This window comes from Brevibacillus gelatini (assembly GCF_050920745.1).
GTDB lineage: Bacteria > Bacillota > Bacilli > Brevibacillales > Brevibacillaceae > Brevibacillus > Brevibacillus gelatini.
In genome coordinates, this window is sequence record NZ_CP154342.1 from 777361 (window position 1) to 796329 (window position 18969).

At 54.4% G+C, this 18969-nt stretch carries 19 protein-coding genes; 10 read left to right on the top strand and 9 right to left on the bottom strand.

Annotated elements, in window-relative coordinates; all coding sequences use genetic code 11:
- Window positions 1-76: 76 nt before the first annotated feature.
- On the bottom strand, window positions 77-235 hold the full coding sequence (locus AAFJ72_RS04040) for a hypothetical protein (protein ID WP_170163358.1): 159 nt from the start codon (window positions 233-235) through the stop codon (window positions 77-79).
- A 152-nt stretch (window positions 236-387) separates the two neighbouring features.
- Here AAFJ72_RS04040 and AAFJ72_RS04045 point away from each other — a divergent pair, with 152 nt between their 5' ends.
- Window positions 388-726, top strand: a complete 339-nt coding sequence (locus tag AAFJ72_RS04045; RefSeq protein WP_432776153.1) for a toprim domain-containing protein — start codon at window positions 388-390, stop codon at window positions 724-726.
- Window positions 727-807: 81 nt separating this feature from the next.
- Complete coding sequence (locus AAFJ72_RS04050) at window positions 808-1014, top strand: hypothetical protein (protein WP_432776154.1); 207 nt, start codon at window positions 808-810, stop codon at window positions 1012-1014.
- Between the two features lie 50 nt (window positions 1015-1064).
- Here the strand turns inward: AAFJ72_RS04050 and AAFJ72_RS04055 are convergent, their stop codons facing one another.
- A complete protein-coding gene (locus tag AAFJ72_RS04055; RefSeq protein WP_432776155.1) occupies window positions 1065-1844 on the bottom strand; it encodes an undecaprenyl-diphosphate phosphatase in 780 nt (259 codons plus the stop codon).
- Window positions 1845-2036: 192 nt separating this feature from the next.
- Here AAFJ72_RS04055 and AAFJ72_RS04060 point away from each other — a divergent pair, with 192 nt between their 5' ends.
- The gene (locus AAFJ72_RS04060) at window positions 2037-2948 is read left to right on the top strand and encodes a CvfB family protein (protein WP_122903295.1); all 912 of its coding nucleotides are present in this window, start codon (window positions 2037-2039) and stop codon (window positions 2946-2948) included.
- A 75-nt stretch (window positions 2949-3023) separates the two neighbouring features.
- On the opposite strand, the gene AAFJ72_RS04065 is transcribed toward AAFJ72_RS04060, so the two are convergent.
- The 3 genes from AAFJ72_RS04065 to AAFJ72_RS04075 are packed head-to-tail and all read right to left on the bottom strand — an operon-like array spanning window position 3024 to window position 6448.
- Window positions 3024-4967, bottom strand: coding sequence for a TRAP transporter permease (locus tag AAFJ72_RS04065; RefSeq protein ID WP_432776156.1), 1944 nt, complete (start codon window positions 4965-4967; stop codon window positions 3024-3026).
- Window positions 4964-5497 (bottom strand): DUF1850 domain-containing protein, encoded by a 534-nt coding sequence (locus tag AAFJ72_RS04070; protein WP_432776157.1) that lies wholly within the window; start codon window positions 5495-5497, stop codon window positions 4964-4966. The genes AAFJ72_RS04065 and AAFJ72_RS04070 overlap by 4 nt, the downstream gene beginning before the upstream one ends.
- A gap of 6 nt (window positions 5498-5503) precedes the next feature.
- Window positions 5504-6448, bottom strand: coding sequence for a TAXI family TRAP transporter solute-binding subunit (locus AAFJ72_RS04075; RefSeq protein ID WP_432776158.1), 945 nt, complete (start codon window positions 6446-6448; stop codon window positions 5504-5506).
- A gap of 313 nt (window positions 6449-6761) precedes the next feature.
- Between AAFJ72_RS04075 and AAFJ72_RS04080 the strand changes: the two genes are divergently transcribed.
- Window positions 6762-7694 carry a response regulator gene (locus AAFJ72_RS04080; RefSeq protein ID WP_432776159.1) on the top strand — a complete coding sequence of 311 codons (933 nt, stop codon included), beginning with the start codon at window positions 6762-6764 and terminating at the stop codon, window positions 7692-7694.
- 62 nt (window positions 7695-7756) lie between these two features.
- On the top strand, window positions 7757-8812 hold the full coding sequence (locus tag AAFJ72_RS04085; RefSeq protein ID WP_432776160.1) for a tetraprenyl-beta-curcumene synthase family protein: 1056 nt from the start codon (window positions 7757-7759) through the stop codon (window positions 8810-8812).
- Window positions 8813-8824: 12 nt separating this feature from the next.
- Here the strand turns inward: AAFJ72_RS04085 and AAFJ72_RS04090 are convergent, their stop codons facing one another.
- On the bottom strand, window positions 8825-8998 hold the full coding sequence (locus AAFJ72_RS04090; RefSeq protein WP_170163359.1) for a DUF5325 family protein: 174 nt from the start codon (window positions 8996-8998) through the stop codon (window positions 8825-8827).
- Window positions 8999-9116: 118 nt separating this feature from the next.
- On the opposite strand from AAFJ72_RS04090, the gene AAFJ72_RS04095 reads away from it, so the two are divergent.
- Both AAFJ72_RS04095 and AAFJ72_RS04100 read left to right on the top strand, forming a co-directional pair.
- The gene (locus tag AAFJ72_RS04095; RefSeq protein ID WP_432776161.1) at window positions 9117-9737 is read left to right on the top strand and encodes a PilZ domain-containing protein; all 621 of its coding nucleotides are present in this window, start codon (window positions 9117-9119) and stop codon (window positions 9735-9737) included.
- A 131-nt stretch (window positions 9738-9868) separates the two neighbouring features.
- Complete coding sequence (locus AAFJ72_RS04100; protein ID WP_432776162.1) at window positions 9869-11002, top strand: PQQ-dependent sugar dehydrogenase; 1134 nt, start codon at window positions 9869-9871, stop codon at window positions 11000-11002.
- On the opposite strand, the gene AAFJ72_RS04105 is transcribed toward AAFJ72_RS04100, so the two are convergent.
- Genes AAFJ72_RS04105 through AAFJ72_RS04115 form a run of 3 tightly spaced genes read right to left on the bottom strand, consistent with a single transcriptional unit; the run spans window position 10974 to window position 15144 of the window.
- Window positions 10974-12221 (bottom strand): MFS transporter, encoded by a 1248-nt coding sequence (locus tag AAFJ72_RS04105; RefSeq protein ID WP_432776163.1) that lies wholly within the window; start codon window positions 12219-12221, stop codon window positions 10974-10976. The two genes, AAFJ72_RS04100 and AAFJ72_RS04105, sit on opposite strands and share 29 nt — an antisense overlap.
- Before the next feature lie 59 nt (window positions 12222-12280).
- Entirely contained in the window at window positions 12281-13423 is a 1143-nt protein-coding gene (locus AAFJ72_RS04110) for a winged helix-turn-helix domain-containing protein (protein ID WP_432776164.1), read from the bottom strand.
- Complete coding sequence (locus AAFJ72_RS04115; RefSeq protein ID WP_432776165.1) at window positions 13414-15144, bottom strand: sigma 54-interacting transcriptional regulator; 1731 nt, start codon at window positions 15142-15144, stop codon at window positions 13414-13416. The genes AAFJ72_RS04110 and AAFJ72_RS04115 overlap by 10 nt, the downstream gene beginning before the upstream one ends.
- A gap of 237 nt (window positions 15145-15381) precedes the next feature.
- Here AAFJ72_RS04115 and AAFJ72_RS04120 point away from each other — a divergent pair, with 237 nt between their 5' ends.
- The 3 genes from AAFJ72_RS04120 to brnQ all read left to right on the top strand — a co-directional run bounded on the left by AAFJ72_RS04120 (window position 15382) and on the right by brnQ (window position 18813).
- A complete protein-coding gene (locus AAFJ72_RS04120) occupies window positions 15382-16302 on the top strand; it encodes a proline dehydrogenase family protein (RefSeq protein ID WP_432776166.1) in 921 nt (306 codons plus the stop codon).
- A 108-nt stretch (window positions 16303-16410) separates the two neighbouring features.
- Entirely contained in the window at window positions 16411-17340 is a 930-nt protein-coding gene (locus AAFJ72_RS04125) for a DNA-3-methyladenine glycosylase family protein (RefSeq protein ID WP_432776167.1), read from the top strand.
- A 117-nt stretch (window positions 17341-17457) separates the two neighbouring features.
- On the top strand, window positions 17458-18813 hold the full coding sequence (gene brnQ, locus AAFJ72_RS04130; RefSeq protein ID WP_432776168.1) for a branched-chain amino acid transport system II carrier protein: 1356 nt from the start codon (window positions 17458-17460) through the stop codon (window positions 18811-18813).
- The last annotated feature ends 156 nt before the right edge of the window (window positions 18814-18969 follow it).

Here is an 18969-nt window from a genome sequence, read left to right on the forward strand (position 1 = left end):
ACGGCGAGAAACAGCCCGCTGAGGAAGAGCTGTTCCACTGGTCCGCTTTTTCGGAAAAGAAGCCGCTGAGAAAAAATTACCCTTGAGTGCTGTTGTTTTGCTCTTTGTGCTGCTGTTGGCGAGAAGAGCCCTGGTTGTTTTCGGTATGCGTGTCGTCCGCAACGGTGCTGCTGGTCAGCCCGGATACAGCCAGACCTTTCTGGTTCAAGTTTTTCGCGCTTTTGAATTTGGACATGGTGCTTCCTCCTTCATCATCTGGTTTCTTTTTTACGATGCCTTGCCAGCGGCAGAAGTAATCGTCCCACATTTTCCCGGAAAGAGGCTGTCTATGTGGCAGTGTAAGATGTACTATAGAAAAAAGGCTTGTGGATTAAGGAGGGGGATGGCATGGGAGGATGTGTCATCATCGTGGAAGGGAAGACAGACAAGGAGCGACTGCTCCGCGTGCTGGCAGAGCCTGTGACCATCTACTGCACATACGGCACCTACAGCCAGGAAAAAGGGGAGCAGCTTTTGGCGCAAGCGGAATCGGCAGACGAAGTGTACCTGTTTACGGATGAAGATGACAGCGGCAAAAAACTGCGGGCGAGCTTGTCCGACGATTTCCCGCACGCGGTGCATCTCTACACCCCCAGAATGTACAGGGAAGTGGCGAACACGCCGTTGCCTGTGTTGGCGGAAATATTGGAGCGGGCCGGATTTGCCGTGAAAAGCTTCGATTCCTGATGCCAAAAGGCAGTCAGGGGATAAAACACCTCGCCATCGGCTATAACAAGTAGTAGATGGATTGGTGGAGGTGCAAGGCAATTGCGTCGCTTGATGAACTTTTTCAATCGCATGAACATCCTGATGTGGCTGCTGGGCATTTTCATTGCTCATGCGCTGCTCTATCTCGCCCTGGGGACAGCGACCTGGCTGGCAACTTCCCTCTTGGCAACAGCCTTCTACGGCATTGTTTTGCTCGTAGGCAAACTGGTCGCCAGCCGTTACCCTGACAAGGAAGAAAGCAGATGAAAGCCGGCTTGGGCGCAGCCGGCTTTTTCCATATTCTACGTTTCACCTGACTACCAGCCGAAAAACTGCAGGGCGAGAATCAGAGCGCCCAATACCCAGACGTAGACAGCGAAGCCCTTCATCGAGCCTGTGCTGACAATTTTCAGCATCCAGCGAATGGCGATGTACCCGGCCAGTCCGGCACACATCGTCCCGACGAGCATCGGGATCAGTAGCGCGGTATCGAGCGGAGCAGCCGCCAGCTTGGCGGATTGCAGCACGCATGCCCCCAGAATGGCAGGCAAGGAAATCAAAAAAGAAAAACGGGCGGCGTCGGCACGGTCGATTCCGCGCATGAGCGCTCCGGCAATCGTCAGCCCAGAACGGGAAATCGCGGGCAAGATCGCAGCCCCTTGCAGCGTGCCGATGATGAGCGCATCCGTGTAGCGAATGTCGTCAAATTTGCGCTCGCCCCGCCGCATGGATTCAACGGCCCACAAAATGGCGCCTGTGGCGAGGAACTCCCAGCCGATGGTGATTCCGGTGCGCGAAATCTCCTCGAAGTAGTCTTCGAACAAAAGCCCAATCGACGCCGTAGGAATCGTGCCGACGACGAGCAGCTTCGTCAGCCGGGAAAACGGGTGCAGGACGATGTAGCGAATCTGCGGCCAAAATACAATCACGACAGCGATCAGCGTCCCGAAATGCAGCATCGTGTCGAAGAGCAGACCGACCTCCTGCATGCCGAACAGCTTCCGGAACAAGACGAGATGGCCTGTACTGGAGATCGGCAAAAACTCCGTCAATCCCTGGACGATTCCAAGGAAAATGTGTTCCAAGAGAACGAGCATGGACATAGGTCCCTCCTGTCTGTTGGCAAAATGAAACCGGGTACAAGCCGGGCCTTACTGTCATATGTATGTTCGCAAAGACAAGACTTGCCTTTTTGAAAGGACGGTCTGCATAAAAAAATGGTGGTATTTTCCCGTCCGGGATGGGTATAGTTAGTGTGCATACAGGAAGAGAGTGAGGAAGAAACAAACATGCACAAAAAGAAAAAACGCGAGCCGCAACTGGCTGCAACGGGAAACCTGCAAGCGGGCATGACGCTTGCCATGACAGTGGCGCGCAAAACGGAGATCGGCTATTTTTTGCGCGCGGGCAACGATGAAGTGTTTTTGCATGAAAAGGAAGCGCACGAGCGGCTGCATGTGGGCGATGAAGTAGAAGTGTTTTTGTACCATGACCACGAAAATCGGCTGGCAGCGACGATGGACATGCCATATGTCAGCATGGGAGAGTACGGCTGGCTGGAGGTCGTGGATGTTTCGCCGCGGATGGGCGTGTTTTTGGACAACGGGATCAAAAAAGATTTGCTTTTGTTTGTCGATGACCTGCCAAAGCTCGCAGATGAATGGCCGCGCCCGCGCGATCAACTGTTGGTGACGCTGAAGCGAGACAAGCTCGGACGGCTGCTCGCCAAGCCTGTGACAGAAGCGGAAGTGACGAAAATAGCGGTTCCCGCTGACAGCAGTATGCGAAACAGGCAGGTAGAAGGCACCGTCTACAAGGTCATTGCGGCAGGGGCCTTTTTGCTGACCGAGGATGACCATATTTTGTTTATCCACCGCGACGAGATGGTGGGTCGCCTGCGTCTGGGCCAGACGATTCGCTGCCGCATCAGCTACGTGCGCGAAGACGGTCGCCTGAACGGCTCGATGAGGGAGCGCAAGGAAGTGCAGTACGGCGAGGATGCAGACAAGCTCTTGCGCTATTTGATTGACCGCGGCGGGTCGATGCCCTACTCGGACAGCACGGAAGCCGATATTATCCGCGAAAAATTCCAGATGAGCAAGTCCAGCTTCAAGCGCGCGCTTGGCAAGCTCATGAAGGAGCGCCGCGTGGAGCAGGTAGACGGCTGGACCAAAATCATCCGCCACGGCGAGGAAAAATAAAAAATCCCTTCCCCGCGCCCTTCGCTTGCTGCAAGCAAAGGGATGCGGCGGGAGGGATTTTTTGTAGCCGTCCGGCTAGGGAGTGACTTGCACCTGCTGCTTATGCCTGCGGCTTTTGTAATAGGAAAAGCCAAAACCGAGCCCGAGCAGGAGGAAGCCAGGGATGTCTGTCGCAAGGCCGGGGATGACGGCAAGCACTCCGCCTATGACCGCGAGCAGCCGCTCCAGCAGATTCATTTTTGCCATCCAGTATCCGATCAGCCCTGTCCCGACCCCGATCATGCCGACGGTAGAAGTAAACAACACCCAGAGCGACTCGGCAAAAGTCGTGTCAATCAGCAAAAGCGCGGGCGAAACGACGAAAATATAGGGAGCCATGAAGGCGGCGATGGCGAGTCGCGTGGACTCTACGCCGGTGAGAATCGGCTTGGACTTGGCGATGCCTGACGCGGCGAAGGCGGCCAGTGCGACAGGCGGCGTAATGTCAGCTACGATCCCGAAGTAAAACGTGAACATATGGGCAGCGATTGCAGGTACACCCAACTGGATCAGCGCAGGAGCGGCAATGGTTGAGGTGATAATGTAGTTGGCGGTAGTCGGCGTCCCCATGCCCAGAATCAAGGAAGCGATCATCGTGAAAAACAGCGTGAGGAACAACTGCCCGCCTGCCAGGTCGATCAGGCCGTTCGCCAGTTTAAGCCCGATGCCTGTGAGCGTGATCGTGCCGACGATAATTCCGGCGCAAGCCGTTGCCGCCACGACACCGAGAGCGACGCGGGCACCAGTGGCGAGCGCTTCGAGGATGTCGGCAACCGACATGCGCGTCTCTTTGCGAAAAGCGCCGACTATGACAGTGGAGACAATCCCGATGATGGCGGAATTTTCGGCGGAAATATTCATCATCAAGGCAGCGATGATAATGACGATGGGCAAAAGCAAGTACATTTTTTGCAGCACAGCCTTTTTGTCTGGGAGCTCTTCCTGCGTCAGACCGCGCAGGCCAAGCCGCTTCGCCTCGAAGTGCGTCATGATCCAGATCCCTGCAAAAAACAGGATGGCGGGCAAAGCGGCAGATTTGGCAATCTCCAGGTACGGCACGCCGATAAATTCCGCCATTAAAAAGGCGGCGGCACCCATGACAGGCGGCATGATTTGTCCGCCTGTGGAGGAGGACGCTTCAACGGCTGCGGCAAATTCCGGGCGGTAGCCAAGCCGCTTCATCATCGGGATTGTGAAGGCGCCAGAGGTGACGACATTGGCGACGGAGCTGCCGCTGATCGTGCCCTGCAGCGCGCTGGAAAACACCGCTACCTTGGCCGGGCCGCCGATACGTCTGCCGGCAATGACGAGCGACAAATCGTTGAAATACTCGCCGACCCCTGTCTTTTCCAGAAACGCGCCGAACAGCACGAACAAGAAAATGAACGTGGACGAAACGGCGAGCGGCGTGCCCAAAATCCCTTCCAAGGTGTAGTAGCTATGACCGATAATCCGGTCGAGATCACTGCCGCGATGCTGCAAAAAGCCCGGCATGTACGGGCCGAGATACGTATAGAGAAGGAAAATGGTCGCGATCAGGGTGATCGGGATGCCGACCACGCGCCGCGCCGCTTCCAGCACGAGCAGGATGGCGATACCGCCTACGGCCATGTCCAGTGTCGTGTAGTTGCCTGTCCGCGTAACCAGTCCTTCGTAATCAATCACCCAGTACATGGTGACGGCTACACCCAAAAGAGCGAGAATGATGTTTACGACCCCGACTTTTCCTTTGCCGCCCTTGGCGGTTCCCGAATAAAGCAGGTAGACGAGACAAAGCCCGAACGCCAGGTGGATCGGCCGATGAATTTGCGGCGGGAGGACGAAAAAAAGCGTGCTTGCAAGCTGGTAGAGGGAAAAGAGGACCAACAGGCAAAAGGTGATCCATTTCATCGGTCCGGCGAGCTGGCGTGTGGCGGCTTCCTTGTCGTATTGCGCGATGAGCTTTCCCACTTCTTGCTGGTTGATGTTCGTCGTACTCATTCGTACCCTCCTAACTCGCTTAACATGGATCGTTTTTCCGCCTGTATGACGACAGCCTCTCCGGGCTTGCCAATCGTGCGAAGCGGCAGCTCTTGTCCAGCGAAAAGCAACGTATGATTCGCCCGAACCTGTCCGATAAACAGGTGGAGCGCGGGGAAGACGCGGTGCATGTTGCGCACTTCGAACTGTCCGTCTGCGAGCACCAGCTCCTCGCCTGCGGCCAGTTCGTTTTCCATGCCGATGCCGTAGTCGTGAAAGCGGAGCCTTGTGAGGACGATCTGCCCGGCTTCCAGACGGTAGTGCTCTTCAATGTCCGAACGATGGATAGAATGAGTCCAGCGAATGCCAAAGGAGCCGTCGTGTGCGATGCGGTGGCTCCAGAGAACCTCGTTGCTCGTGCTGTCGCGCACCACCAATACAGGAAACAAAGGAATGACAGCGACACTGCCGAGCAAAAGCAAAGCCAGGAAGGAGAAAAGGCGGAACAGATTCCGCCTCCCTCCATAAACCGCAGACCGGATTTCCGTCATACGCTGTTACTTCACGCCTTTTTCGTCAAAATACTTTTTCGCGCCTGGATGGATCGGGATGCTGACGCCGCTGAGCACGCTGTCGAGCTTGATTTCCTTGGCCTTGGCGTGGCCGAGCTTGTCGGTGTTTTCAAAAATCGCCTTTGCCACCTTGTACACGAGGTCTTCACTGAGATCGGAGCGGACCAGCAGCATGGATTTGACGGACACGGTCGTGACTTCCTCGGGAACGGTCTGGTACGTATTCGCCGGAATGGTTGTTTTGACGTAGTAAGGGTATTTGGCGATAATCGCGTCGATCTTGTCGCTGTCGATCGGGATGATTTTCACGCCTGTCGTGGCAGCCAGCTCGGTGATGGCGGCAGTTGGCGTACCGGCAGTCTGGAACGCCGCGTCGAGCTTTCCGTCCTGGATCGCCTTGGCCGAGTCGGCAAACGAGAGACGCTGCAACTGCGTATCGTCGAACGTCATTCCGTACGCCTCCAAAATTTGCTGGGCGTTGATCTCTGTACCACTGCCGGGCGCGCCGACAGAGACGCGCTTTCCTTTCAAATCGGCTACGCTCTTGATGTTGCTGTCTGCCGAGACGACAATCTGGATCGTCTCGTCGTAGAGAGCGCCCAAAGCCTGGAACGAGTCGATTTTGCCATCCTGCTGGAACATGTTCGTGCCAGCCGCAGCGTATTCTGCAATATCATTTTGTGTAAAGGCAATATCTGCTTTTTTGTCGCGAAGCAGTCGAATGTTTTCGGCGGAAGCGCCCGTTGCCTGGGCGGTGGCCGTCACTCCGGCGTTTTTTGTAATGTGGTCGGCCATTCCCCCGCCGAGCGGATAGTACGTGCCGCCTGTGCCGCCGGTAGCGATCACGAGCTGCTGACTGCTGCCACATGCGGTCAGCAAGGTCATGGAGAGGAATAAGGTAAGCGAGATCAGAAACGAGCTCTTCTTCAAAGTAATTCCTCCTTGTCGGAAAATTATGTATATAACGTTCATTTTGCATTGTAAAGGGTCGACTAGAAAAAACTACGAAAACCTGCAAAAATATATAGTAAAATAGGAAAACAGTGCATACACTCATGTATCTTGTTCGGGAAGACTGGACAAAGGGGAATTGTCTTTCTATTGCGAAAAATTCACATACCTTGATCTTGCCAGCTTTGTTTTTTCGTTTCGCTCTTTCACGTGATGCATCATCGGCCATTTGCAGGAAAACAACTGCACTGCTTTGCCAGTCGCGAGTTTGATTCGAAAAAGGGGTGGACGGATGCGCTACTTCATCGTGGACGACGATTCTGCTGTGCGATTCATGCTCGCTCAAATCATTGAGGATGCCGATTTGGGCGAGGTGTGCGGGGAAGCGGAGGACGGCTCTCTCGTTGACCATGATTTTTTGAGCTGGAAGCAGGTGGACGTTTTGCTGATTGACATGCTGATGCCGAAACGGGATGGCATGGAGACAATCCGGCAGCTGGATCGCTACACGGGCAAAATCGTCATGATTTCCCAGGTCGAGACGAAAGAGCTGATCGCAGAGGCGTATTCGCTGGGGGTTGAATACTACGTGACGAAGCCCGTAAATCGGCGGGAGATCATCAGCGTCTTGCAAAAAGTGCGGGAGCGAATCCTGATGCAGCAATCAATCGAGGGCATCCAGCGCTCCTTGCGTGTGCTGACGGCAGAAACGCCTTCTCCCCGTCCTGTCGAGTACGGCTATTCGGAGCAGAGCCTTTTGTCCTCGGCTGCCTTCCTTTTGACAGAGCTTGGCGTCATCAGCGAAAAAGGAAGCAAGGACTTGCTTGCGATGATGGAGCTTTTGCACCGCTGGGAGAAGGACAATGGCACCGAAGCCAAGCTGCCTTCGCTGCGCGACATTTTTGCCGCTGTGGCCAGGCGCAAGCTGGGAACGGAGACGGCTGTCTTGATCCAAAAAGAGAGCAAGGCCGCAGAGCAGCGCGTGCGACGGGTCATCTACCAAGCCTTGACGCATCTCGCTTCTCTCGGGCTGACCGATTTTGGCCACCCGAAGTTCGAAAGCTACGCCGCTCTGTTTTTTGATTTTACAGAAGTACGCAAGCGCATGCGCGAGCTTGAAAACCAGGTGGCGGCGTCGCTTCCTCCCACGCGCATCCACATGAAAAAGTTCATCTATGTTCTCTATATGGAAGCCAAAAGAAGACTTGGGGTATTGCACGGGTGACTTTTGGAGTGCGCATGCAAATGTGGTAAGATATTTCTATTGTTGTTTTGGGAGGGAAGCATGTGAGCGAACTACGCAGTCCTTGGCAGTTACTATATCGGGTCTATCGTCATGTTCAACCTGTTCTGGAGCGGGAGTTTGCGGCCTGGTACGAAAAAGCCCGGGCGATTCCCAACCCGGAACTCAGGAAGCAGGCGCAGGACAGCATGAACTCCAAAAAATTTCATTGCCAGGGAGGATGCGTCTACGCCGCGCAGGTCATCCCGCACGTGGAGACGATCGTACCTTTGATCGTGGCTTACCAGACGATCAGCGACTATCTGGACAATCTGTGTGATCGCAGCACTTCACTGGACCCACAGGATTTTCGGCAGCTGCATTTTTCGATGCAGGATGCGCTGACACCCGGTGCGCCGCTACGCGATTACTACCGTTACCGCGAGGACAAGGATGACGGTGGCTTTTTGGCGGATTTGGTGCAAACCTGTCAGCGCTATGCAGCACAGCTGCCCGCTTACAGCAAGATACAGCCGCAGGTGCTGCACTTCTCCTGTTTGTACAGCGATTTGCAAGTGTACAAGCACATTGCCCAGCATTTGCGCGAGGGCGAGCTTTTAGCCTGGTGGGATGAGTACAAGGAGCGCTACGACTATTTGCAGTGGCAGGAGTTTGCAGCCGTAACAGGCTCGACAATCGGGATTTTTGCCCTGTTTTGCCTGGCGACAGAGGAACATGTCAGCGAACAGACTATCGACACGGTCAGCGAAGCGTATTTTCCATGGCTTTGCGGATTACATATATTGCTCGATTACTTGATTGACCTGGAGGAAGACAGACTGGGCGGGGATTTGAACTTCGTGAGCTACTACGATTCCGAGCAGGAGGCGACGGAGCGCTTGCAATTTTTCATCAAACAAGCAAAGGCAAGCGTTAAACGCTTGCCAAATCCTGCATTTCACCGTATGATCGTTGACGGGCTGGTCGCATTTTACCTGGCAGATCGCAAAGTAAACCGCAGCCAGCCACGCATTTATACGATTGCTAGACAACTGTTGAAACAGGCAAAAGGCTTGCCGTCCGTTCTGTTTTACTTAAACAGCCTGCTTGTACGGCGATAAACGGAGAAGAGGTTAGCGCATATGCTTGCGCTTGTACGAAAAGCCAAATCCCATCAATGAGAAGGCAACGACGATACAACCAAGGATGCCAAGGGGGCTTTTTTCCCCGATGGAAATGCCAACTCCGATGAGACAGGCGGTTACGCAAAATGCCAAAGCCAGTGTTACCATTTGATAACGAGTCATCGGTTTGTAACCTCCTATCTGTCAATGTTCCCATTATACCCTTATTTTCCGCGAAAAGCATCCAGGGAAGAAGGCGGAAAACCTAGTAAATTATTGTACGAAGTGGTGGAGAACGTAGATGGAAAGTATTATACAAATTAGAAAAGGGAATCAAGTGGTGGAAGGCCAAGTGACCTATGGAGAAGGAGACTTGATCGAGGCCGTCTTCCCCCAGCAACTGGAAGTGACTGTAGGAGATCAGATTCCTTGCCTGTTAATCGGTGATTTTGAAACCATCAGCAACTTTGAGGCTGTCGTGGTGGCGAAGGACAAAAATCGGCTGTTTTTGTTCCATTCGCCTACGATCAGCGAGTTCCGTGAGCAGCGCAGGCGTTATCCGCGTTTCGATATGGACGTAAAAGGCTGGGTGCAATATCCGACCCAGGAGCCGGATTCACTTTTTTCCGTTTACAGTCAAATGGCCTATCTGGTGAACATGAGTATCGGAGGATTGGCGTTTCGGGTTGACAAGCCCGTTCCGGTCGACCAGGGCATTGTGTTTTCCTTTGAGCTGTACGGACGAAACAGGCCGGACGGCGTCGTGAAAACAGAGTTGAACGTCATCCACGAGCGGATTGAAGGCCCGCACTACTTTTACGGCTGCACAATCCAATCAATCAGTGCCCGGCATTTCCACAATTTGCGCAAGTACATTCTGCACAGGCAAATCGAGGAACGCAGGCAAGTGGTAATCGAATAACTTTTTCACAAATTGGTCAGCCGGACCAATTTTTTTTACAAATAAAAAACATTGATTTTGCCGGAGATGGAGCTTTTTTGGGGCAAAAGTGCTGCCTGATTCACATTGGACCGAATCAAAGGAGGGTGGACATGAAAGGAATCGTGACGTGGAAAAGCTGGATGCTGGTCGTGCTGAGTGTAGTTTTGAGTTTGCCGGCATTGGCTTGTGAGGCAGACGACACCGCACTGGGGCGGCCTGTGCAGCAGGAGCTCCCGTATCGGACAGAAGTGGTGGCAGATCAGCTCGATGTACCGTGGGCGCTAGATATTGCCGCAGACGGTCGCCTCTTTTTTACAGAGCGGCCAGGCAGGGTGAGAGTCATTCAGGCTGGCAAGCTGCTGGAACAACCGCTCATCTCGTTTCCGGCTCCGTTTGTCAGCGAGGGCGAAGGAGGGCTCTTGGGGCTTGTGCTCGATCCGCAATTTGCCCGCAACCATTTTTTGTACGTCTACCATACTTACCAAGACGGACAACAAACCTACAATCGCGTTCTGCGACTGCGCGAGCAAAACAACCGGGCCGAGGTCGACCGGGTATTGATCGACAAAATCCCTGGAAGTGTTATCCATAATGGCGGCCGCCTGAGAATCGGCCCGGACCAGCGGCTCTACATCACAACCGGAGATGCCAGCGAGCCTGAACTGGCGCAGGACATGAACAGTCTCGCCGGAAAAATTTTGCGGCTCAATCTGGACGGGACGATTCCGCAGGACAACCCGTTTCCCGGCTCTCCCGTCTACAGCCTTGGTCACCGCAACCCGCAGGGGCTGGCCTGGAATCCGGCTACGGGGACGCTGTACAGCTCCGAGCACGGCCCATCGGCGCACGATGAACTGAACCGGATCGAACCAAAAGGAAACTACGGCTGGCCCGTCATTACGGGCGATCAGGAGCAGCAAGGGATGCGCACTCCGATCTGGCACAGCAAAGCCGAGACATGGGCACCGTCTGGCATGGCCTTTGTCAGCAAAGGGCCGTGGGCAGGGCAGTTGCTCATCGCGAACTTGCGCGGTCAGCAACTGCTGCGTGTGAAACTGGACCCTGCCCGTGCGGATGTCGTCGCCGAGTTGTCCACGATGTTTGCCAATGAGCCAGGCCGTCTTCGCGATGTTGTGGAAGGCCCGGATGGATCACTCTACCTTTTGACCAACAACCGCGATGGGCGTGGCGTGCCGCGAGACGGGGATGACCGGATCATCCGGCTTGTTCCGCAGCAGCAGTAGCGGCAACCGCGGCGTCGGGCTTGCCCCAAATCCAGCGCTGCAAGAAAATGACTCCCCCACCGACGGCTGCGACCAGCAAGCCGACCGACAAAAAGGTCTGCGCCGGTCCGAGCCAGGTCATCAGGACGCCGCCCAGTAAAGGCGCTGCAATAAAGGTCGCGCTGGACAGCGAATCGATAATGCCCCTTACTCGCCCAAGTGCGTGTGGGGGCGTTTCTTTTTGTACGAGGTAGTTGGTGCCGACCGTAGTCAGCCCCGTCCCGATGCCAGCGAGCAGCGAAGCCGCCAGCAGCCAGTGGATGCCGTCGCCCGGCTGGAACAGACCGATCCAGGCAAAGCACGTGCCGATCAAAAGCACGCCTCCCCCAAGTACCCATCCGTACGAGCGAATGGTTTTTCGCCGATGCAGCCAGGTAATGGTGAGCAAGGCGCCAAGCCCGATGACACTGACACAGTATCCGACAACCTCCGGATGATCCGGAACCTTTTCCCTGAACACGACAGGAAGCTGTGCGTCGGCCAGTTGAATCGCCAGCATCGCCAGCAGGGAAAAGAGCGAGCTTAACAGCAACACCCGATTTTGCAAAAAGACAGTCCAGCCTTCCTTCCAGGCGAGGCGAAGCGAAATTGTTTTCTCTCTGGAAGCGGGCCGGGGAAGTTTTTTCTCCACGTGGCGAATGGTCAGGAGCAAGAGCGTGGAGAGCAGATAGCTCACCGCATTGATGATGAGGCAGAGCGCTGGTGTCACCATGGCGGCGACCATCCCGCCGATCAGCGGCCCGATCAGTTTTCCGCCCTGGAAGATGGCTCCGTTCAGCGAAGTCGCCTGCAAGAGATGTTCCGGGGCGACGATCTGCCGCGTCAACGTCTGCTGCGCCGGATCGTTGAAGACGGAAGCGCAGGAGCGCAGGGCGATGACGAGCAGGAACAAGAGCGGATCAGGCATGGCGAGCAAAAGCAGGGTGAGGCTCGCCTGAACCAAATTCGCCGCGATCATCATTCGGACTTTGTGGACGCGATCTGCCAGCACCCCTGCCAATTGCCCAAGCAAAATGCCGGGAGCGGCATAGGCGATCGGCAAAAGCGCCATCGTCATCGGATCGACCTGCCAGACGTAACCGAGAAAGATGGCGACCGCGATAAAATCGAACCAGTCACCCAGCGTAGCCAGCCCGTAAGCGAAAAGCAGAGTGCGAAATGTCTTGTTTTTCGTAAGCAAAAAAATCCCTCCATCATTTCGAACTGCTTCGATGATAAAAGGGATTTGTCAGAGGCGTATCATAAGAGGGCAGAAAGCTTGCGGACGACCGCCTTTTTCAGATGCTCGAATTGGTATTGCTCGGCCAGGCTGTCCCACTTTTTTTCAAAGCGGCTCTGCCATTTTTCATCACAGGGGACATGGCGAAAAAACAGCAGGGTGTTGTGTACCGCGTAGATCAGATGTGGGACAAACTGCGTAGCCAAAATGACGTCGAGGCCTTCATCGACCAGCCGTCGGGCTTTGGCGATCTCCTGGCGGCGGTAGTGGCAAAGCCCTTGCAGCATCATGAAGCTGCCCACCTCCCGCTGCATCGGCAGCCGTTGCAGGATGGCCGAAGCTTGCTGTAGCAGTTCCTCCGCCTTTTCGACCGAGCCGGACAACAGCGCCAGCCAGGTTTCGCCTGCCAGCAAAAAGAGGGTGAAGCTGTCCGAATCCATTTTTTCCACGATTGTCCGGGCGTGTGCCACCTGCTTTTGCGAAAGCTCCCACTCGCCCATGTTCGCATAGAGGGAGACTGCGTTAATCTGCAATTCGTCCTGAAAAACTTGCGGCATGGACGACTGGTTTTTGACGACCGTCTGGAACATTTGCATCGTCTTCCAGGCATCCATTTCGGTCATATGGTACAAATGGAAAAGGTAAAACAGCTTTTCCCCCATAGGCGTGTCGTCGTCGGCGACAAACCAGGCGAAATCGCCCGTGACAAAGCGAATGTAGGTGGCGTAGAACGGATCAAGCTGAAAGCCGAGCACCTCCTGGTGGGCGGCGAGTGTTTGCAGGGCCGCACCCATCCCCATTCCATGGTAGGTGGACAGCATGCTGCGAATATTTTCCGAAAAGTCCTGCTTCAATACTTGCAGCCGGGGCGACTGATGCTGTTTCCAGCTCAGGCGGTAGCCCACTCCCCGCACGGTGTCGATGGTGAACAGGTGCGACCATTTTTGCAGCTTTTTGCGCAGGCGGTAAATGTGGTCATCAATCGTGCGGTCAGTCGGGGCCTCCAGCGGCCATACGCTGTCGAGCAGATTTTCCCGGGAAAAGGTCCGGTTTTTCCACGTGTACATAAATTTCAGCAAGGCGTATTCCTTCGGCAAAAGCACGATGCTTTCCCCGCCGTAGCGAACTTCCAGTTTGTCATCCTCCCAAGTGATCAATTCCATCGGAACGACTCCCCATCAAGACCGTATTTTTTCATTTTATTGTAAAGTGTGCCGCGCGAGATGCCGAGCAGCTCGGCTGCCGCCTTTTTGTTGCCGTACGTGCGCTCCAGAGCGGCGATGATCCGGTCTTTCTCCGTTTGGCCTGCCGGATGGTGCAGTGTAAACGGAGCGGTCGGGCCCGGATGCAGCGCAGCAGGTGCAGAATACTCACCGCCCGGCGAGGCGAAGGCAGCGGGGGCAAGCGGTTCTGGCTGGAAGCGAATGGCGCTTGGCAAATGCTCCGGCGAGATGACGCCGTTCTCCTGCAGGATGGTCAGCCGTTCGATGACATTGCGCAGTTGCCGGATGTTTCCGGGCCAGCTGTAGTCGAACAGCGCCTGCATGACTTCGGACGGAATGCGAGGGACAGCTTGCTCGTGCGCGACGGAATACTCGTGGATGAAAATTTGCACCAGCTCCGGCAAATCCTCGCGCCGGGCACGCAGCGGCGGAATTTCCAGCGAAAAGACATTGAGCCGATAGTACAGGTCCTCGCGAAAACGCCCGTCTGCCACCATCTGTTCCAGTTGACGATTGGTCGCCGCGATGACCCTGGTATTGACGGTGATCGGCTCGGTTCCGCCGACACGGTAAAACTGCCGCTCCTGCAGGGCGCGAAGCAGCTTGACCTGAAGCTCCAAAGGCAGCTCTCCGATTTCGTCGAGGAAAAGCGTGCCGCCATGCGCCAGCTCCAGCTTGCCCGGCTTGCCCGTTTTCTTGGCACCCGTAAAAGCTCCGCCCTGATAGCCAAACAGCTCGCTCTCGAACAGGGCAGCCGGAATCGCTCCGCAGTTAATGGCGACAAACGGTTTCTCTCGACGCCGACTGGCCTGATGAATCGCCTGGGCAAACAATTCTTTGCCGACGCCGCTTTCGCCGTAGATGAGCACGGTCGCATCGGTCTGCGCGACTTTTTTCGCTGAACTGATGGCAGCCTGGATGGAGGCGGAATGTCCCTTGATCGCGTAAAAAGGATCGTCCGCCGCCTGGAACCTGCTCATTTCCTGCTGCAAATTGTGCAGGTGAGCGGTCGTGTGTGCCAGCTCTTCATTAAGACGGACAAGCTCTGTAATATCCTGCTCGATGGAGATGGCCCCGATGATCTTTTCCCCCTGGCGAATGGGGGCGGCGTTAATCAGGACGTGGCTGTCCGGACGGGGAATGTGGTACACCCGTTGAACCGACGTGCCTTGACGCAAGGCGTCCAGAAGGCGGATGGATTCGCTGGCAAAATGCTCGGCGAGAGAAGTGCCCAGCACTTGTGCCCGGTCGATCTCGTAGATCGTTTCGGCTGCCCGGTTCCAGTACTGGACGATGTTATTGGAGTCCACAATCGTAATCGCTTCACTCATGGTATCCATCAATGTGCTGAGCAGGACGGACTGGTTTTGCGCCAGGTTGGTAAAAGCTTCAAGAAGCTGATGGGGCAAAACAATGCCGGTTGCGCGTCCAGCTTCATCGACGACTGCCAACGCAGGCAACTGGGCGGATGCGAGCGACTGACGGATTTGCTCCAGACATTGCGCAAGCGTAGCTGTCCGGGAGACGACAAGCACCTTGACGGCACGTTCGCCCTCTTGCCACACACCTTCTTTTTCGCCTGCGCGTATTTTGACATCAGCAGGATCGACGGGAGCGGCCAAGTCCGAGACAACACTATCCAGTGAGAAGAGAGGTTTCAAATCATCACTTCCTATCCAAACTAACAGGTAAACGGAACTGCTCTTGCCTGTACGAAAAGTATCTAATCAGAAGTGTACAAGAATAAACACGAAATGTACATATGTGTTAAAAGGTATGTACAATGCTCGTGATCGGGAATCTTCCGTAAAGTCAGGATACGGCTTGCTAAAATGTGTTGGCACGGTTCATGCTAGTACAAACGACGCAGAGTTACGTTGAGGAGGAGACAGTCAACGATGGAACAAGCCCTGAAAAACTTTTTTCTATTTTTATCCAAAAATAAAGCACTGAACGCGGCTGCTAAAAAGTGGGGTCTGCGTTTCGGTGCGGGTCGCTTTGTATCCGGTGTCACCATTGCAGAAGCAATCGCCGCTGTTCGTAAGTTGAACGAGCAAGGTCTCGTGTGCACGCTCGACCATCTCGGTGAATTCGTTTACAGCCTGGAAGAAGCGAACGAATCCGCTGACTACTGCATCAAAACGTTGGAAGCGATTCACCAGTCCGGCGTAGATTGCAACCTGTCGCTGAAAATGACCTCGCTCGGTCTGGACATCAGCCGTGACCTGTGCATGACCAACATGCGCCGCATTCTCGACACCGCGAAGAAAAACGGCAACATTTTCGTGCGCATCGACATGGAAGACTACGCGCACAACCATGTAACGATGGAAATTTTGAACGAACTGCTGGAAGAGTACGATAACGTAGGAACTGTCATCCAGGCGTACCTGTACAAGGCATCCGACGACATCGACAGCCTGAAGGACAAAAAGGTGAACCTCCGCCTGGTCAAAGGCGCTTACAAGGAATCCCCGGAAGTAGCGTACCCGAACAAGGCGGATGTAGACGAGAACTACAAAAAAATCATTAAGCAGCATCTGCTGAACGGTGGATACGCTGCGGTGGCAACGCACGACGACAACATTATCGCCTATGTCAAACAGCTCGAAAAGGAATACAACATTCCGCGCACCCAGTTTGAATTCCAGATGCTGTACGGCATCCGCACTCAATCCCAGATCGACCTCGCTCGTGAAGGGTACAAAATGCGCGTGTACGTCCCATATGGAAACGACTGGTACGGCTATTTCATGCGCCGCCTGGCAGAAAGCCCGGCAAACGTGAAGTTCGTGCTCAAAGGAATGTTCACCAAGTAAGGCGGGCATACTAGGCATACTAAATGACACCTCCGAAAGAGAATTCGGAGGTGTTTATGCTAGAATGTAGCAGGAAGGTTCCTTCAGGTTGAAAGGGGGCAATTTTTCGTGCGCACATTCACCATTCCACTGACACCTCCGTATTCCTTCGAGCGGCTGCTACAGCGTCTGCAGACCCACCCTGACCCGCAATTGGAGGTACAGCCGGAGAACGGGCTGTTGCGGCGTGTTTTTCGGGTCGGAACGCGGCCTGTTTTGACCCGCGTTCAATTCGTGGGCGAGCTTGAAAAGCCTGCCCTGCAAATCGAGACATCCTCTAGCCTCTCGGCAGCGGAACAGCAAGAGCTGGAGCGAACGATTCGCCACGTTTTCAGCGCAGACCTGGATCTTTTGCCGATTTACGAGCAGATGAGAGAAGAGCCGGAACTGGCTGTGCTTGTCAAGCGTTTTTGCGGTCTGCGGCTGATGCACGACTCTGATCTTTTTCAGTCGATGGTCAAGACGATAATTGGTCAGCAAATTAATCTGACTTTTGCGGCAAATTTAACACAGCGTTTGCTGACGCTGGTTGGCGATGAGGTGGAAGATGAAAACGGCGTAAAATTTCTCGCCTTTCCGACTGCCGAGGCCGTGGCGAGACTGTCGCCGGAAGAGCTGCGTCCGTTGCAGTTCAGCCAGCGAAAAGCGGAGTATATCATTGATTACGCGCGGGCGATTGTGGACGGAAAGGTTGATCTGGAGCGGCTGTGGACGATGGAGGACGAGGAGATTATTGCGCATTTGACTGCTCTGCGCGGCATTGGCCGCTGGACAGTGGAGTGCATGCTGATGTTTGGAATGGGCCGCCCCGATTTGCTGCCGGCAGCGGACATCGGGCTGCGCAACGGGATTTGGCTCGTGTACAACAGGGACACGAAGCCTGACGAGGAGGAAATTCGCCGGATCGGCGAGCGCTGGGTGCCGTGGCGCAGCATTTATTCTCTCTATATTTGGGAAGCGGTAGGAGCGGTGAAGCGAAAAGAGAGATGGGAAGAATAGTTTACCAGTTCGCCAAAAATTCTTTACTTTTAAACAAATTTACCGTTGAAAAGTGAAGAAATATTAAGTTATACTAATGGAAATTTTAAAAAAACAACCCATATAGAAAGGATCAACATGAAAGAACTTTCAACGAGAGAAATCATTACTGTAGGCCTTATGCTGTTTGCCCTGTTCTTTGGAGCAGGAAACATGATTTTTCCACCAGCGCTTGGACAAGCTGCGGGAGAAAATGTCTGGATCGCGATGCTCGGCTTCGTCGTTACGGGTGTCGGTTTGCCGCTCCTTGGCGTAATCGCCGTCGGATTGGGCGGGGGGAATCTGCAAGCATTGGCAGGGCGAGTGCATCCCGTATTTGCCACTGTATTTACTTTCATCGTGTATTTGTCGATTGGGCCATTCATGGCAATTCCACGTACAGGTACAGTTACGTATGAAATGGGCGTTCTGCCGTTTTTGTCTGAGTCGATGAAAGCCAGTTCGCTTCCTTTGCTCATCACCACGATTGTTTATTTTGCCCTTACGTTTTGGCTGGCACTCAATCCGAGCAAGCTGGTCGACCGGATCGGTAAAGTATTGACGCCAGCCTTGCTTATCATTATCGGCGTCATGTTTTTCACTTCGCTGTTTCATCCGATTGGCGAAGTGGGACAGCCGACAGGTGATTATCAGAACACAGCGTTTTTCAAAGGCTTTGTCGAAGGCTACCTGACCTTGGACGCGCTCGCTGCCATGGTTTTTGGGATCGTCGTGACTGCTTCCGTACGGGAAAAAGGCATCACCGATCCGAAAAGACTGACCTTGACTACGATCAAGGCAGCGGTGATTGCCGCCATCGGCCTGGGGCTTGTCTATCTGGCACTTGGCTACATGGGAGCCACCAGTTACTCGCTCGGACAGTCCGCTAACGGCGGACAAATTTTGACCGGGGTTGTCCAGCATTTGTTTGGTTCACTCGGTACGCTGCTGCTTGGCGGGGCGGTCACACTCGCTTGCCTGACCACCTCTGTCGGCCTGGTAACGGCATGCAGCCGCTTTTTCTCCGAGTACATTCCGGGTGTTTCCTACAAGGTGATGGCGATTATTTTGAGTGTGTTCAGCGCGGCTGTTGCCAACGTAGGCCTGACGCAACTGATTGCCATTTCCGTTCCGGTGCTCATGGCGATCTACCCTGTGGCGATTGTGCTGATGCTCGTATCGTTTTTCCATAAATGGTTCAAAGGATACGCCGCTGTTTACCGGGGTGCGATCATCGCAACGGCTCTCATCAGCCTGCCGGATGGATTCGCGACGGCGGGAATCAAGATTGCCGCAATCGCTCCGCTTCTGGAGCAACTGCCACTGTACAAGGAAGGCATCGGCTGGCTGCTTCCGGCTATTGCCGGTGCGCTGATCGGCTTCCTCTGGGGCAGCCTGCGTCCTGGACGAAAAGGCAAGCAAGAAGTACTGGAGCAAAAGCTCGGCAAAGTGTAGACATTACAGATAAGGGAAACAAACAAAAACGTGCCGCCTCTCTTGAGGAACGGCACGTTTTTTTGCATGTTTTTGTCGTATGCTTCCTGCTATTCCCGGCCAGCTAGGACTTCTATCCGTCCACAACTTTTGCGATCTGTGTTACCATGGGAAAAA

Bases quoted from the DNA above. Each gene is read 5' to 3' on its own strand.
- AAFJ72_RS04100 (WP_432776162.1), top strand. From the start codon at position 9,869: ATGAAAGGAATCGTGACGTGGAAAAGCTGGATGCTGGTCGTGCTGAGT.
- AAFJ72_RS04055 (WP_432776155.1), bottom strand. From the start codon at position 1,844: ATGCTCGTTCTCTTGGAACACATTTTCCTTGGAATCGTCCAGGGATTG.
- AAFJ72_RS04065 (WP_432776156.1), bottom strand. From the start codon at position 4,967: ATGAGTACGACGAACATCAACCAGCAAGAAGTGGGAAAGCTCATCGCG.
- AAFJ72_RS04040 (WP_170163358.1), bottom strand. From the start codon at position 235: ATGTCCAAATTCAAAAGCGCGAAAAACTTGAACCAGAAAGGTCTGGCT.
- AAFJ72_RS04090 (WP_170163359.1), bottom strand. From the start codon at position 8,998: ATGACTCGTTATCAAATGGTAACACTGGCTTTGGCATTTTGCGTAACC.
- AAFJ72_RS04095 (WP_432776161.1), top strand. From the start codon at position 9,117: ATGGAAAGTATTATACAAATTAGAAAAGGGAATCAAGTGGTGGAAGGC.
- brnQ (WP_432776168.1), top strand. From the start codon at position 17,458: ATGAAAGAACTTTCAACGAGAGAAATCATTACTGTAGGCCTTATGCTG.
- AAFJ72_RS04110 (WP_432776164.1), bottom strand. From the start codon at position 13,423: ATGGAATTGATCACTTGGGAGGATGACAAACTGGAAGTTCGCTACGGC.
- AAFJ72_RS04120 (WP_432776166.1), top strand. From the start codon at position 15,382: ATGGAACAAGCCCTGAAAAACTTTTTTCTATTTTTATCCAAAAATAAA.
- AAFJ72_RS04045 (WP_432776153.1), top strand. From the start codon at position 388: ATGGGAGGATGTGTCATCATCGTGGAAGGGAAGACAGACAAGGAGCGA.
- AAFJ72_RS04060 (WP_122903295.1), top strand. From the start codon at position 2,037: ATGCACAAAAAGAAAAAACGCGAGCCGCAACTGGCTGCAACGGGAAAC.
- AAFJ72_RS04080 (WP_432776159.1), top strand. From the start codon at position 6,762: ATGCGCTACTTCATCGTGGACGACGATTCTGCTGTGCGATTCATGCTC.
- AAFJ72_RS04070 (WP_432776157.1), bottom strand. From the start codon at position 5,497: ATGACGGAAATCCGGTCTGCGGTTTATGGAGGGAGGCGGAATCTGTTC.